The organism is Pseudomonas sp. PDM20, from assembly GCF_014852575.3.
Classification (GTDB): domain Bacteria; phylum Pseudomonadota; class Gammaproteobacteria; order Pseudomonadales; family Pseudomonadaceae; genus Pseudomonas.
The window spans coordinates 2,154,291-2,167,186 of sequence record NZ_CM181224.1; the positions used below are offsets into that span (position 1 = coordinate 2,154,291).

A 12,896-nucleotide genomic window follows, 5' to 3' on the forward strand; every position below is an offset into this window, starting at 1 on the left:
CCGCTCCTACGAGATCAAGAACCCCTCACCCTAACCCTCTCCCGCAAGCGGGAGAGGGGACCGTTCGGTGCAGGATGAAGCCTTGGTGTCAGCCGGCACGGACTGCCCCCTCTCCCTGAGGGAGAGGGCTGGGGTGAGGGGGGAGCGCAAGCACGGACTGACCAGAAGAGCGCAACCGTTTTTACCGGTAATCCGCTCCTCCACCGGCTCAATGCTTGAACATGATGTGCCGCGCCACGCTGTAGTCCTCCAGGCCATACATGGACAGGTCCTTGCCGTAGCCGGACTGCTTGAAGCCGCCGTGGGGCATCTCGCTGCACAACATGAAGTGGGTGTTCACCCAGGTGCAGCCATACTGCAGCCGCGCCGCCACCCGTGAGGCGCGGCCGACATCCTTCGTCCACACCGACGAGGCCAGCCCATAGTCGGAGTCGTTCGCCCAGCGCACCGCCTCGTCGGCGTCGCTGAACGGGGTCACCGAAACCACCGGGCCGAACACTTCGCGGCGGACGATCTCGTCGTCCTGCTGGGCGTTGGCCACCACCGTTGGTTCGTAGAAGAAGCCATTGCCGCTGACCACCTTGCCCCCCGTGGCGATCTGGATGTGCGGGCTGGCCTTGGCGCGCTCGACGAAGCCGGCGACGCGGTCGCGCTGGGCCCCGGTGATCAGCGGACCAAGCTCGGTATCAGGGTCGTTCTGCAGACCCGTCTTCAGGCTCGACACCGCGCTGGCGAGGTCGGCGACGAAGTTGTCATAGACCTTCTTGCCGGCGTAGATGCGGCACGCGGCGGTGCAATCCTGCCCGGCGTTGTAGAAGCCGAAGGTGCGGATGCCGGCGATCACGTCTTCCAGGTCGGCGTCGTCGAAGACGATCACCGGCGCCTTGCCGCCCAGCTCCATGTGCAGGCGTTTCACACTGTCGGCGGCGCTGCGGATGATGGCCTTGCCAGTGCCGACCGAGCCGGTCAGCGAAACCATGCGCACCAGATCGTGGCTCACCAGGGGCGCGCCCACGCTCGGGCCGCGGCCGAACACCAGGTTGACCACGCCAGCGGGGAACAGCTCGGCGATGAATTCGGCCACCCGCAGGGCGGTCAGCGGCGTCTGCTCGGAAGGCTTGAGCACCACGCAGTTGCCGGCGGCCAGGGCCGGGCCGAGCTTCCACGCGGCCATCATCAGCGGGTAGTTCCAAGGCGCGATGGAGGCGACCACGCCCACCGGGTCGCGGCGGATCATCGAAGTGAAACCGGGGAGGTATTCGCCAGCGGCGGAGCCGGGCAGCACGCGGCAAGCGCCGGCGAAGAAGCGGAACACGTCGGCGATGGCCGGGATCTCGTCGTTCAGCGCGGCGGCGTAGGGCTTGCCGCAGTTGTCGGATTCCAGCCGGGCCAGTTCCTCGGCGTGTTCCTCGATGCGGTCGGCGAGGCGCAGCAGGAGCATGGCGCGGTCTTTCGGCGCGGTCTGCGACCAGCCGTCGAATGCTGCGTCGGCGGCGCGCACGGCGCTGTCCACCTGCGCCTCGCTGGCCTCGGCGATCTGGCCGATCACGGTGCCGGTGGCGGGGTTGAGGATATCCAGCGGGGCGCCTTCGCCGGCGACGAACTGGCCGTTGATCAGGAGTTTGGTTTGCATGGGGGCTCCTCCTTCAATGGGTTTCCCCCCCTCGCCAGCCCTCTCCCTGAAGGGAGAGGGCTGGCGAGGGGGCGCTTCGCAAAACGCCAGGAATCATTTCCCGCTGCCCGCCACATCGCTGGTCCCGCGCGTCAGGTAGTAGGCGCCGAGAATCGGCAGCATGGTGGCGAGCATCACCAGCATGGCAACGACGTTGGTGATGGGCACATCGCGTGGGCGGCTCAGCTGGTTGAGCAGCCACAGCGGCAGGGTGCGCTCGTGGCCGGCGGTGAAGGTGGTGACGATGATCTCGTCGAAGGACAGCGCGAACGCCAGCATGCCGCCGGCCAGCAGCGCCGTGGCGATGTTCGGCAGGATGATGTAGCGGAAGGTCTGCCAGCCGTCGGCGCCCAGGTCCATGCTCGCTTCGATCAGGCTGAAGGAGGTGCGGCGGAAGCGGGCGATCACGTTGTTGTAGACGATCACCACGCAGAAGGTCGCATGGCCGATGACGATGGTCAGGAAGCCCGGCTCGATCCCCAGTGTCTTGAACGCCGAGAGCAGGGCGATACCGGTGATGATGCCGGGCAGGGCGATGGGCAGGATCAGCATCAGCGAGATGCTCTCCTTGCCGAAGAAGTCGCGGCGGTACAGCGCGCCGGCGGCCAAGGTGCCGAGGACCATGGCGATCAGCGTGGCCACGCAGGCGATCTTCACCGACAGCCAGATGGCGTCGAGCACGTCGCCGCGCTGGAAAGCGATGCTGAACCACTTCAGGGTGAAGCCCTGCAGCGGGAAGCTATAGGCCGACTCCTCGGTGTTGAAGGCGTAGAGCAGGATCACCATGATCGGGAAGTGCAGGAACACCAGCCCGCCCCAGGCTGCCAGGCGCAGGAACCAGGAGGGGCGATCGGTGGAGTGTGCGTCAGAGCGCATCGAAAGCCCCCAGTCGCTTGGCGATGGACAGGTAGACGGCGATCAGCACGATGGGCACCAGGGTGAAGGCCGCCGCCAGCGGCATGTTGCCCACCGCGCCCTGCTGTACGTAGACCATGGTGCCGATGAACAGCCCGCTGGGGCCCACCAGCTGCGGGATGATGAAGTCGCCCAGGGTCAGGCTGAAGGTGAAGATCGAGCCCGCCACCACGCCGGGGAAGGCCAGCGGCAGGATCACCTGGAAGAAGGTCTGCCGCGGGTGCGCGCCAAGGTCCGCCGAGGCCTGCAACAGCGATGGCGGCAAGCGTTCCAGGGCAGCCTGGATCGGCAGGATCATGAACGGCAGCCAGACGTAGGTGAACACCCAGAAGCGCCCCAGGTGCGAGGTGGACAGGGTGTTTCCACCCACGCCTGGCACTTGCAGCAGCAGGTCCAGCAGGCCGAGCAGGTGCAGGTGCTCGATTATCCAGTAGAGGATGCCGCCCTTGGCCAGGATCACCGTCCAGGCGTAGGCCTTGACGATGTAGCTGGCCCACATTGGCAGCATCACTGCGATGTAGAAGAAGGCCTTCTCCTTGGGCCCGGCATAGCGCGCCATGTAGTAGGCGATGGGGAAGGCGAGGACGGCGCTGGCCACCGACACGGCAATCGCCATGCTGAAGGTGCGCAGGACGATGTCGTAGTTGGCCGGGTTGAACAGGGCCTGGTAGTTGGCCAGGGTCAGGTCCGGCGTCACCGCCATGGTGAAGTCGTCGAAGGTGTAGAAGCTCTGCCAGAGCAGGGCGAACAGCGAGCCGATGTAGATCACCCCGAACCACAGCAGCGGCGGGATCAGCAGCATCAGCAGGTAGAGCGTGCTGCGCCGGTAGAGGAAGCTGGAGATCGCCCTCACGGCGCCGGCTCCTCGAGCAGCGGCACCAGCGCGCTGCGTGCCCAGCAGGCGGTCACCGCGTCACCCGGTTTCGGCCGTTGCTCCTCTCGCTCGCCATTGGGCAGGGCCGCGACCAGGCGCACGCCGTTTTCCAGTTCGATCTCGTAGCGGCTGCTGGCGCCCATGTATTGCACGTCGAACAGCGTGCCGCTGACTTCCAGCTCGCCGTCGCCCGCACGGCCGAAGCGCACGTGCTCGGGGCGCAGCGAGTGCGGGCGCGATTCGCCCAGCAGGCGTTGGCCGAGGTCGCCGCGCAGCACGTTGGCGGTGCCGACGAACTCGGCGACGAAGCGCGTGGCGGGGCGGCGGTAGAGGTTGCCGGGGGTGTCGACCTGTTCGATGCGGCCCTTGTTGAACACCGCCACGCGGTCGGACATGGACAGCGCTTCGCTCTGGTCATGGGTGACGAAAATGAAGGTGATGCCGAGCTGGCGCTGCAGCTTCTTCAGCTCCACCTGCATCTGCTCGCGCAGCTTCAGGTCGAGCGCGCCGAGGGGTTCGTCCAGCAACAGGACACGCGGGCGATTCACCAGCGCGCGGGCCAGGGCGACGCGCTGGCGCTGGCCGCCGGAGAGCTGCGCCGGCTTGCGCTTGCCGTACCCGGCCAGGGCGACCATGCCCAGGGCCTCTTCGGCGCGGTGGTAGCGCTCGGCCTTGGCCACGCCTTTCACTTTCAGGCCGTAGGCGACGTTGTCCAGCACGCTCATGTGCGGGAACAGCGCGTAGTCCTGGAATACCGTGTTCACGTCGCGCTCGTAGGGCGGCAGGCCCGACGCTTCTGCGCCATGGATGCGGATGGAGCCGGAGGTGGGTTGCTCGAAGCCGGCGATCAGCCGCAGGCAGGTGGTCTTGCCCGAGCCGGAAGGGCCGAGCATGGAGAAGAACTCGCCGTCGCGGATCTCGATGGACACCGAATCGACGGCGCGCACCTCGCCGTAATGACGGCTCACGTCGGTGAACTGGACGGCTGTGGTCATGCTGCTGGCTACCTGAATGGCGGGGGCTGCATCAGAAAAGGTAGCGCATGGGCGCGCGGGTGCTGGTCGGGGCGCGCTGAAACGAAAACGGCGGATGACCGGGACCGGTCATCCGCCGCCGGGAGGACGCTACGTCACCTCCCGCCCATGATCGCGATGTAGTCCTGCGTCCACCGGCTGTATGGCACGCACTGGCCCTGGTCGCACTTGGCCTGCGGGGTCTTCCAGAAGGCGATGCGGTCGAACTGGTCGTAGCCGTTGGTGGCGCAACCTTTTTCGCCCAGCAGCTGGCTGCCGGTGCAACCATCGGGCGAGGCGGGCACCGAGCCGAACCAGGCGGCAACGTCGCCCTGCACCTTGGGCTCCAGCGACCAGTTCAGCCACTTGTAGGCGCACACCGGGTGCTTGGCGTCGACGTGCATCATGGTGGTGTCCGCCCAGCCGGTGACGCCTTCGCCAGGGATGGTCGAGGCGATCGGCTGCTTCTCGCCCTGCAGCGCGTTGACCTGATAGGGCCAGGAGCCGGAAGCGGCGACGCCTTCGTTCTTGAAGTCGCTCATCTGCACCGTCGCGTCATGCCAGTAGCGGTGGATCAGCTTCTGCTGTTCACGCAGCAGCTTGAGCGCGGCGGCGTACTGTTCCTCGTTGAGCTCGTAGGGGTCCTGGATGCCCAGCTTGGGCTCGGCGGTCTTCAGGTAGAGCGCCGCGTCGGCGATGTAGATCGGGCCGTCGTAGGCCTGCACGCGGCCCTTGTTCGACTTGCCATCGGGCAGCTTCTGCTCGCTGAACACCACGCTCCAGCTTTCCGGCGCCTTGGGGAAGACCTTGGTGTTGTACATCAGCACGTTCGGCCCCCACTGGTAGGGTGTGCCGTAGTGCTTGCCGTCCACCGTGTGCCAGGGCGCGTCCTGCAGGCGCTGGTCGACGTTCTTCCAGTTGGGCACCAGGGCGATGTTGATCGGCTGCACGCGCTTGCCGTAGACCAGCCGCAGGGAAGCGTCACCGGACGCGGTGACCAGGTCGTAGCCGCCCTTGGCCATCAGGCTGACCATCTCGTCGGAGGTGGCGGCGGTCTTCACGTTGACCTTGCAGCCGGTGTCCTTCTCGAACTGGCTGACCCAGTCGTAATTCTTGTCGCTCTCGCCGCGTTCGATGTAGCCGGGCCAGGCAATGATATCCAGCGCCCCTTCGGGATTGCCGAGTTGTTTGAGCGCCTCGGCGGCCTGCAACGAGCCGCTGGCGAGCAGGCCGGCGCCGGCAAAGGCCAGCGCCGCGACTTTCAGTGAAAGCAATTGCACTGATGACATGGACGGACTCCTGTTGTTCTTCGTTGTGGGAGCCACTGCGGAACCAGCGCGCAGAAAAATGGCACCTCCGTTGACCGCTGCGAGTCCATGGGGAATGGCCACGCTCTTGCAGCGTAGTTCTGGCCCCGGAGGCTGACAAGCGAGCCCTGGCGCGGCCCGTGGCCCCAAAAAGGGCGCGGCGCGCAGGGGCGGTGGCGGTTTCGCACCATGGCAGTGCGGCCTGCGCAAACAGCCTTTGCAAGTCATTGAATGGACAGGAAATCGACCTCTGGCACGGGCCTTGCGACGGCACCTGTAGCCGAGTGAGAGCGGCAACAAGGAGTGGAAGATGGCTCGGGTGTTCTATGACGAAATGCATGACGCCGCTGGCGCCTGCCGACCGCACTACACGGAGTTCGCCCGCTGGCTGGCGGACATGCCCGGCGAACAGCTGCAGCAGCGCCGCCGCGAGGCCGACCTGCTGTTCTATCGCGCGGGCATCACCTTCACCCTCTATGGCGACGACCAGGGCACCGAGCGCCTGATCCCCTTCGACACCATCCCGCGCAGCATCCCGGCCAGCGAATGGAAGATCATCGAGGCCGGCTGCATCCAGCGGGTGCAGGCGCTCAACCTGTTCCTCGCCGACCTCTACCACGACCAGCGCATCCTCAAGGAAGGCCTGATCCCGCCCGAGCAGGTCCTGGCCAACGACCAGTACCAGCTGGCCATGCAGGGCCTGGACGTGCCCGGCAACGTCTATGCGCACATCGCCGGCATCGACCTGGTACGCGACGGCAACGGCGCCTACTACGTGCTCGAAGACAACCTGCGCACCCCCAGCGGCGTCTCCTACATGCTGGAGAACCGCAAGATGATGATGCGCCTGTTCCCCGAACTGTTCGGCGCCCAGCGCATCGCGCCCATCGACCACTACCCGAACCTGCTGCTCGACACCCTGCGCCAGGCCAGTGAAGTGGAACAGCCCTGCGTCGTGGTGCTGACGCCCGGTCGCTTCAACAGTGCCTACTTCGAGCATGCATTCCTGGCCCGCGAGATGGGCGTGGAGCTGGTGGAAGGCGCCGACCTGTTCGTTCGCGACGAGCGCGTCTACATGCGCACCACCTCCGGCCCGATGCCGGTGGACGTGATCTACCGGCGGGTGGACGACGACTTCCTCGACCCGCTGGCCTTCAACCCCGACTCCATGCTCGGCGTGCCCGGCCTGCTGGCCGCCTACCGTGCGGGCAACGTGGTGCTGGCCAACGCCATCGGCACCGGCGTCGCCGATGACAAGTCCGTCTATCCCTACGTCCCGGAGATGATCCGCTTCTACCTCGACCAGGAGCCGATCCTGCACAACGTGCCGACCTGGCAGTGCCGCCGCCCGCAGGACCTGTCCCACGTGCTGGCGCACCTGCCCGAGCTGGTGGTGAAGGAGGCGCAGGGCTCCGGCGGCTACGGCATGCTGGTCGGCCCGGCCGCCAGCAGTGCCGAGATTGAAGCCTTCCGCGCCCGGCTGATGGCGCGCCCGGAAGCCTACATCGCGCAACCGACCCTGAGCCTGTCGACCTGCCCGACCTTCGTCGAGAACGGCATCGCCCCGCGCCATATCGACCTGCGCCCCTTCGTGCTCTCCGCGCCGGACAACGTGCGCCTGGTGCCCGGCGGGCTGACCCGCGTGGCGCTGCGCGAAGGCTCGCTGGTCGTCAACTCGTCACAAGGTGGCGGTACCAAGGACACCTGGGTAGTAGAGGATTAAGCATGCTCAGTAGAACCGCCTCGGACCTGTACTGGATGTCGCGTTACCTGGAGCGCGCCGAGAACCTCGCGCGCATGCTCGACGTGTCCTACTCGCTGTCGCTGATGCCCCAGGACGGCCGTGGCGACGGCCTGGAAGAACTGGCCATGCCGCTGCTGATCACCGGCAACCTCGACGCCTACCTCGCCCGCCACGGCGAGCTGCACGCCGAACGTCTGCTGAACTTCTTCGCCCTGGATGCGCAGAACCCCGCGAGCATCTACTCCTGCTTCGGCGCCGCCCGTGCCGGCGCCCACGCGGTGCGCGGACGGATCACCACCGACATGTGGGAGAACATCAACGCCACCTGGCTGGAGATGCGCGACATCGCCCACCAGGGCCTGCTGCGCTACGGCATCAGCCACTTCTGCGAATGGGTGAAGGACCGCTCGCACCTGTTCCGTGGCGCCACCTTCGGCACCAGCATGCGCAACGATGCCTTCCACTTCATCCGCCTGGGCACCTACATCGAGCGCGCCGACAACACCCTGCGCCTGCTCGACGCGCGCCATCAGGTGCTGGGTGAGCACAGCGCTGGCCCGGCCGAAGGCACGGCACGCGGCTACTACCAGTGGACCGCGCTGCTGCGCGCGCTGTCGGCGTTCGAGGGTTACACCGAGTTATACCGCGACGCCCTCAACGCGCGGAACATCGCCGAACTCCTGCTGTTGCGCGAGGACGTCCCGCGCTCGCTGCTGGCCTGCGCCGAAGAGCTGCGCCAGATCCTCGCCAGCCTGCCCGGCATCAACGGCCGTCCGGCCCAGCGTCTGGCCGCCGAACTGGAAGCGCGGGTGCGCTACATCGGCATCGACGAAGTGCTGGGCAGTGGCCTGCATCCCTGGATCACCGACCATATCGGGCTGGTGCGCCAGCTCGCCAACGCCATTCACAGCTCGTACCTGGAGGCCGCATGAAACTCTCCATCCGCCATGACACCACCTACCGCTACGAAGACCAGGTGCGCGCGAGCATCCAGTACCTGCGCCTGACCCCGCAGGAAAGCGAGCGCCAGCATGTGCTCGACTGGCAGTTGCACCTGCCGCGACCGGCACACCCGCAGCGCGATGCCTACGGCAACATCCTTCACGTACTGACCCTGGATGAGCCCCACGAGGCCATTGTCATCGCCGCCCACGGTCACGTGGAAATCGACGTGGAGAACGAGCGCGAGCACGATCACCTGTCGCCGCTGCCGTTCCTGCGCAGCACCCGGCTGACCCAGGCCGACGGCGCGCTGCAGGAGTTCGCCCGTGCCCAGTGCTCCGATCGCCGCGACCGCAAGGCGATGATTCGCCTGATGCAGGCGCTGAACGAGCGCATCGCCTACGTGCCGGGCTCGACCCAGGTGGACAGCACCGCCGCCGAAGCCTTCGCGGCCGGGCAGGGCGTCTGCCAGGACCACGCTCACGCCTTCCTCGCCTGCCTGCGCTACCTCGGTGTGCCGGCGCGCTACGTCTCCGGCTATCTCTACACCGACGTCGAGGATCACCTGGCCAGCCACGCCTGGGCCGAGGCCTGGCTCGATGACGCCTGGTACAGCTTCGACGTGACCAACGTGCTGGATCGCCCTGAGCGCCACCTGAAACTGGCGGTGGGCCTGGATTACCTCGATGCCTGCCCGGTGCGCGGGATGCGCCGGGGCGGCGGTGGCGAGCAGATGCACGCCCGCGTCACCGTGGCGCCGGGTCATCTGCAGCAGATGCAGCAGGCGCAACAGTGAGGATGCGTGGCACAAGCGACGGCACCGGCATAAGATCGGTGCCAGTTCCTGCCGCCATGAGAAAGCCATGACCTACTGCGTCGCCATGAACCTCGCCCAGGGCCTGGTCTTCGTTTCTGATTCGCGCACCAACGCCGGCGTCGACAACATCGCGGTGTTCCGCAAGCTGCATATCTTCGGCACGCCGGGGGAGCGCCTGATCGTGGTGCAGAGCGCCGGCAACCTGGCCACCTCGCAGTCGGTGATCAGCACGCTGCGCCAGCGCATGGGCGGCGACGGACCGAACCTCGGCACAGTGGAGAATCTCTTCGAGGCCGCGCGCCTCGTGGGTTCGACGCTGCGTGAAGTGGTCGATCACGACGAGAATATTGGTCAGAACCAGGGTGTCGACCTGGGCAGCTCCTTCCTGGTCGGCGGGCAGATCGGCACCGAAGTGCCGCGCCTGTTCAACGTCTACCCGCAGGGCAACTTCATCGAGTCCTGCCGCGATACGCCGTACTTCCAGATCGGCGAGAGCAAGTACGGCAAGCCGATCATCGACCGCGCCATGAGCTACGCCACGCCGCTGGAACAGGCCCTGCGCTGCGCGCTGATCAGCTTCGACTCGACCATCCGCAGCAACCTCTCGGTGGGCATGCCGCTGGACCTGCTGGTGTACCGCGAGGGCAGCCTGGAGGTGCCGGCGGGGTACCGCATCCAGGAGGGTGACCCGTATTTCGAGGGCATTCGCAACCAGTGGGGCGCGGGGCTGCGCCAGTTGCTCGGTGAACTGCCGGCGCCGCCGGGGGATTACTGGCACTGAGCGCGGTCGCAGGGGCGGGTTCGCGCCGATCCTGACGACCTGCACTGTAGGGCGAATAACCTGGAACAGGTTATCCGCCGTGCCCCCAAGCGGCGGATAACGCTGGCGCGTTATGCGCCCTACAAGAGCTGGATGCCTTTATCCGCCGGCTTTTACCTTCCGCCCCGCCATGTGCTTCAGGTAGGCGACGATCTGCTCCAGTTCCGCATCGCTGACCACATCCGCCGCAAAGCCCTTCATCCGCGCTTCCGGCCAGTGCCGCAGGCTCTGCGGATCGCGGATGTACTGCTTGAGATAGCCCGGCGCGAAGTACTCGGTGGGGTTGTGCGGCAGGTTCAGGTCCGGGCCGAACTGCGAGTCGCCGGCGCCGTTCAGGCGGTGGCAGGCCAGGCAGTTCTTCTGGAACTGGGCGAAGCCCTTCTGCACTGATTCAGGCGCATTCTTCGCCGGCAGCAGCGCGGGGAAGCGCTCGGCCAGCGGCTTGAGGTAACGGATGCTGGCGACCTGGAAGGGCCATTGCTCCGGGCCGATGCCGGCGGCTTTCGGATCGGTCCACACCAGATAGAAAGGCCCAGCGGAAGGCTTGCCTTCGGCCAACGGTGGCCAGGGTTTGCCTGTCTCTTCGATGGCCAGCCAGGCGCGCGAGCCTTTTTCCGCCAGCAGCGGCGCGGCCGGCAGTTCGGCAGCGAAGCCATCCAGCGCCACGGCCTGCAGGTGGTCGGCCGGCTTCACGCCCTGCAGCAGCGCCGCCAGCGGTATCGCGCGGTAATGCATGGTGCGGTTGTAGGAGACGTCGGCGGGAATCTCGATGTCCTGCGCCTTGGGGTTGGTCAGCAGTTGTTCCGTGCTGAAGTCGTGCCTGCCGTCGGGCAGTTCCAGGGTGAGCGTGGCGGCGAAAGTGGTGGGGCAGAGCAGCAGCAGCGTCAGCAGCAGTGGGCGCATGGTCGCATCCGTGGCGGGAGAGGGCCGCGGAACATTAGCAGAGGAGTGGGCGCAGCAGGAGGCAGGTGGCTCCCGCGCTGCGTTGACCGTGGCTCGCGAATGGCGGCACGCGGTACGCAGCGGCGGGGTTGCCGGGTGTTGGCCCTAGCCGACCAGACGACTCAGATTGGGGATGATCAAAACAACGGTGGTTGCGAAGACGATCAGGCTAGCCTGACGCCACTTTCTCGATTGTTTGTCCATGATGTCCTTCCGCCTTTCTTGTTCTTGGCACGGCTCACTCACGGCCTGTTGATAGTGACGCCCATGCCTTGGCTTCTGGTTTATCGAGCCGAGCCGGCAAAACCCGGCAACGGCACTCTTCGCATCATCTGCCTGATTGAGTCTAAGCCTAGTGCCGCGGGGGCTTAGACCATCTGGCAGCAAGTCCTGCAGCTTCAGGCATATTCCCTCTATATGACCGGGCCGTGACAGCTCTGTTCAGCTTTTCGACCGTTCGTCTGCCTGCTCCGGCAGCCCCTTTCCAGAGCCTTCGACCCGTTCGCCGCCGGTCGGTGGCTGAGCGTGGCGGTCAATTGCGCTGAGCGCTGCGGTCATTGCCGCGCGCCGATACGCCGCTAAGGTAGGCCGACACGCCACGCCTGCGTGACGACAACTCTAAGAGAGAACGCCATGACCGAAGCATTCATTTACGACGCGGTGCGTACTCCCCGCGGCAAGGGCAAGAAGGACGGCGCGCTGCACAGCGTCAAGCCGGTCAACCTGATGGCCGGGGTCCTGCGCGCGCTGCAGCAGCGCAACCAGCTCGACACCGCGCAGGTCGACGACATCGTCCTGGGCTGCGTGACCCCGGTGGGCGACCAGGGCTCGGACATCGCCAAGACCGCCGCGCTGGTCGCCGACTGGGACGAGCAGGTCGCCGGCGTGCAGATCAACCGCTTCTGCGCCTCGGGCCTGGAAGCGGTCAACCTGGGCGCCATGAAGGTGCGCTCGGGCTTCGAGGACCTGGTGGTGGTCGGCGGCGTGGAATCCATGTCCCGCGTGCCCATGGGCTCCGACGGCGGCGCCTGGGCGCTGGACCCGGAAACCAACCTGCACACCAGCTTCGTGCCCCAGGGCATCGGCGCCGACCTGATCGCCACCCTGGAAGGCTTCAGCCGCGCCGACGTCGACGCCTTCGCCCTGCGCTCCCAGCAGAAGGCCTCCAAGGCCCGCGCTGAAGGGCTGTTCGGCAAATCCCTGGTACCGGTGACGGACCAGAACGGTATCGTCCTGCTCGACCATGACGAATTCATCCGCGCCGACTCCACCCTCGAAGGCCTCGGCGCGCTCAAACCCAGCTTCGAAATGATGGGGCAGATGGGCTTCGACGCCAGCGCGCTGCGCAAGTACAGCTTCGTCGAGCGCATCGATCACGTGCACACGCCGGGCAACAGCTCGGGCATCGTCGACGGCGCCACCGCCATGCTCATCGGCTCCGAGGCCAAGGGCCGCGAACTGGGCCTTAAGGCCCGCGGACGCATCGTCGCCACCGCGGTGACCAGCACCGACCCGACCATCATGCTCACCGGCCCCGCGCCGGCGACCCGCAAGGCGCTGGCCAAGGCCGGGCTGAAGGCCGAGGACATCGACCTCTACGAGGTCAACGAAGCCTTCGCCTCGGTGGTGATGAAGTTCATGAAGGACATGGGCGTGCCGGAGAGCAAGGTCAACGTCAACGGCGGCTCCATCGCCATGGGCCACCCGCTGGGCGCCACCGGCTGCATGATCCTCGGCACCCTGCTGGATGAACTGGAGCGGCGCAACCTGCGCTACGGCCTGGCCACCCTCTGCGTGGGCGGCGGCATGGGTATCGCGACGATTATCGAAAGGGTTTGAGGCCGGAGAAC

The 12,896-nt window shown here is 66.5% G+C and carries 11 protein-coding genes; 5 read left to right on the forward strand and 6 right to left on the reverse strand.

From position 1 onward, the window contains the following. Window positions 1-208: 208 nt before the first annotated feature. From IB261_RS10225 to ydcS, 5 genes are all read right to left on the reverse strand, one after another. Window positions 209-1,633, reverse strand: coding sequence for a gamma-aminobutyraldehyde dehydrogenase (locus IB261_RS10225; protein WP_192383198.1), 1,425 nt, complete (start codon window positions 1,631-1,633; stop codon window positions 209-211). A 93-nt stretch (window positions 1,634-1,726) separates the two neighbouring features. Further along, a complete protein-coding gene (locus IB261_RS10230; protein ID WP_192383196.1) occupies window positions 1,727-2,548 on the reverse strand; it encodes an ABC transporter permease in 822 nt (273 codons plus the stop codon). Beyond that, the gene (locus IB261_RS10235) at window positions 2,538-3,389 is read right to left on the reverse strand and encodes an ABC transporter permease (RefSeq protein ID WP_225601947.1); all 852 of its coding nucleotides are present in this window, start codon (window positions 3,387-3,389) and stop codon (window positions 2,538-2,540) included. The genes IB261_RS10230 and IB261_RS10235 overlap by 11 nt, the downstream gene beginning before the upstream one ends. Before the next feature lie 47 nt (window positions 3,390-3,436). Beyond that, window positions 3,437-4,456 carry an ABC transporter ATP-binding protein gene (locus IB261_RS10240; RefSeq protein WP_138216385.1) on the reverse strand — a complete coding sequence of 340 codons (1,020 nt, stop codon included), beginning with the start codon at window positions 4,454-4,456 and terminating at the stop codon, window positions 3,437-3,439. A gap of 134 nt (window positions 4,457-4,590) precedes the next feature. Further along, window positions 4,591-5,763: a putative ABC transporter substrate-binding protein YdcS gene (gene ydcS / locus IB261_RS10245; RefSeq protein WP_081520607.1), complete on the reverse strand. Its 1,173-nt coding sequence runs from the start codon at window positions 5,761-5,763 to the stop codon at window positions 4,591-4,593. Between the two features lie 328 nt (window positions 5,764-6,091). On the opposite strand from ydcS, the gene IB261_RS10250 reads away from it, so the two are divergent. From IB261_RS10250 to IB261_RS10265, 4 genes are all read left to right on the forward strand, one after another. Beyond that, window positions 6,092-7,504: a circularly permuted type 2 ATP-grasp protein gene (locus tag IB261_RS10250; protein WP_081520606.1), complete on the forward strand. Its 1,413-nt coding sequence runs from the start codon at window positions 6,092-6,094 to the stop codon at window positions 7,502-7,504. A 2-nt stretch (window positions 7,505-7,506) separates the two neighbouring features. Further along, window positions 7,507-8,457 (forward strand): alpha-E domain-containing protein, encoded by a 951-nt coding sequence (locus IB261_RS10255; protein WP_192383194.1) that lies wholly within the window; start codon window positions 7,507-7,509, stop codon window positions 8,455-8,457. Next, complete coding sequence (locus tag IB261_RS10260) at window positions 8,454-9,263, forward strand: transglutaminase family protein (RefSeq protein WP_151186541.1); 810 nt, start codon at window positions 8,454-8,456, stop codon at window positions 9,261-9,263. Before IB261_RS10255 ends, IB261_RS10260 begins: the two co-directional genes overlap by 4 nt. A gap of 67 nt (window positions 9,264-9,330) precedes the next feature. Then, complete coding sequence (locus IB261_RS10265; protein WP_192295394.1) at window positions 9,331-10,065, forward strand: proteasome-type protease; 735 nt, start codon at window positions 9,331-9,333, stop codon at window positions 10,063-10,065. A gap of 138 nt (window positions 10,066-10,203) precedes the next feature. On the opposite strand, the gene IB261_RS10270 is transcribed toward IB261_RS10265, so the two are convergent. After that, on the reverse strand, window positions 10,204-11,007 hold the full coding sequence (locus tag IB261_RS10270) for a cytochrome c (RefSeq protein WP_192383192.1): 804 nt from the start codon (window positions 11,005-11,007) through the stop codon (window positions 10,204-10,206). Window positions 11,008-11,679: 672 nt separating this feature from the next. Here IB261_RS10270 and IB261_RS10275 point away from each other — a divergent pair. Beyond that, on the forward strand, window positions 11,680-12,885 hold the full coding sequence (locus IB261_RS10275; RefSeq protein WP_192383191.1) for an acetyl-CoA C-acetyltransferase: 1,206 nt from the start codon (window positions 11,680-11,682) through the stop codon (window positions 12,883-12,885). Window positions 12,886-12,896: the final 11 nt, after the last annotated feature.

Coding starts and splice junctions, on each gene's coding strand:
- IB261_RS10260 (WP_151186541.1), top strand. CDS start 8,454: ATGAAACTCTCCATCCGCCATGACACCACCTACCGCTACGAAGACCAG.
- IB261_RS10270 (WP_192383192.1), bottom strand. CDS start 11,007: ATGCGCCCACTGCTGCTGACGCTGCTGCTGCTCTGCCCCACCACTTTC.
- IB261_RS10265 (WP_192295394.1), top strand. CDS start 9,331: ATGACCTACTGCGTCGCCATGAACCTCGCCCAGGGCCTGGTCTTCGTT.
- IB261_RS10225 (WP_192383198.1), bottom strand. CDS start 1,633: ATGCAAACCAAACTCCTGATCAACGGCCAGTTCGTCGCCGGCGAAGGC.
- IB261_RS10275 (WP_192383191.1), top strand. CDS start 11,680: ATGACCGAAGCATTCATTTACGACGCGGTGCGTACTCCCCGCGGCAAG.
- IB261_RS10230 (WP_192383196.1), bottom strand. CDS start 2,548: ATGCGCTCTGACGCACACTCCACCGATCGCCCCTCCTGGTTCCTGCGC.
- IB261_RS10250 (WP_081520606.1), top strand. CDS start 6,092: ATGGCTCGGGTGTTCTATGACGAAATGCATGACGCCGCTGGCGCCTGC.
- ydcS (WP_081520607.1), bottom strand. CDS start 5,763: ATGTCATCAGTGCAATTGCTTTCACTGAAAGTCGCGGCGCTGGCCTTT.
- IB261_RS10240 (WP_138216385.1), bottom strand. CDS start 4,456: ATGACCACAGCCGTCCAGTTCACCGACGTGAGCCGTCATTACGGCGAG.
- IB261_RS10235 (WP_225601947.1), bottom strand. CDS start 3,389: ATGCTGCTGATCCCGCCGCTGCTGTGGTTCGGGGTGATCTACATCGGC.
- IB261_RS10255 (WP_192383194.1), top strand. CDS start 7,507: ATGCTCAGTAGAACCGCCTCGGACCTGTACTGGATGTCGCGTTACCTG.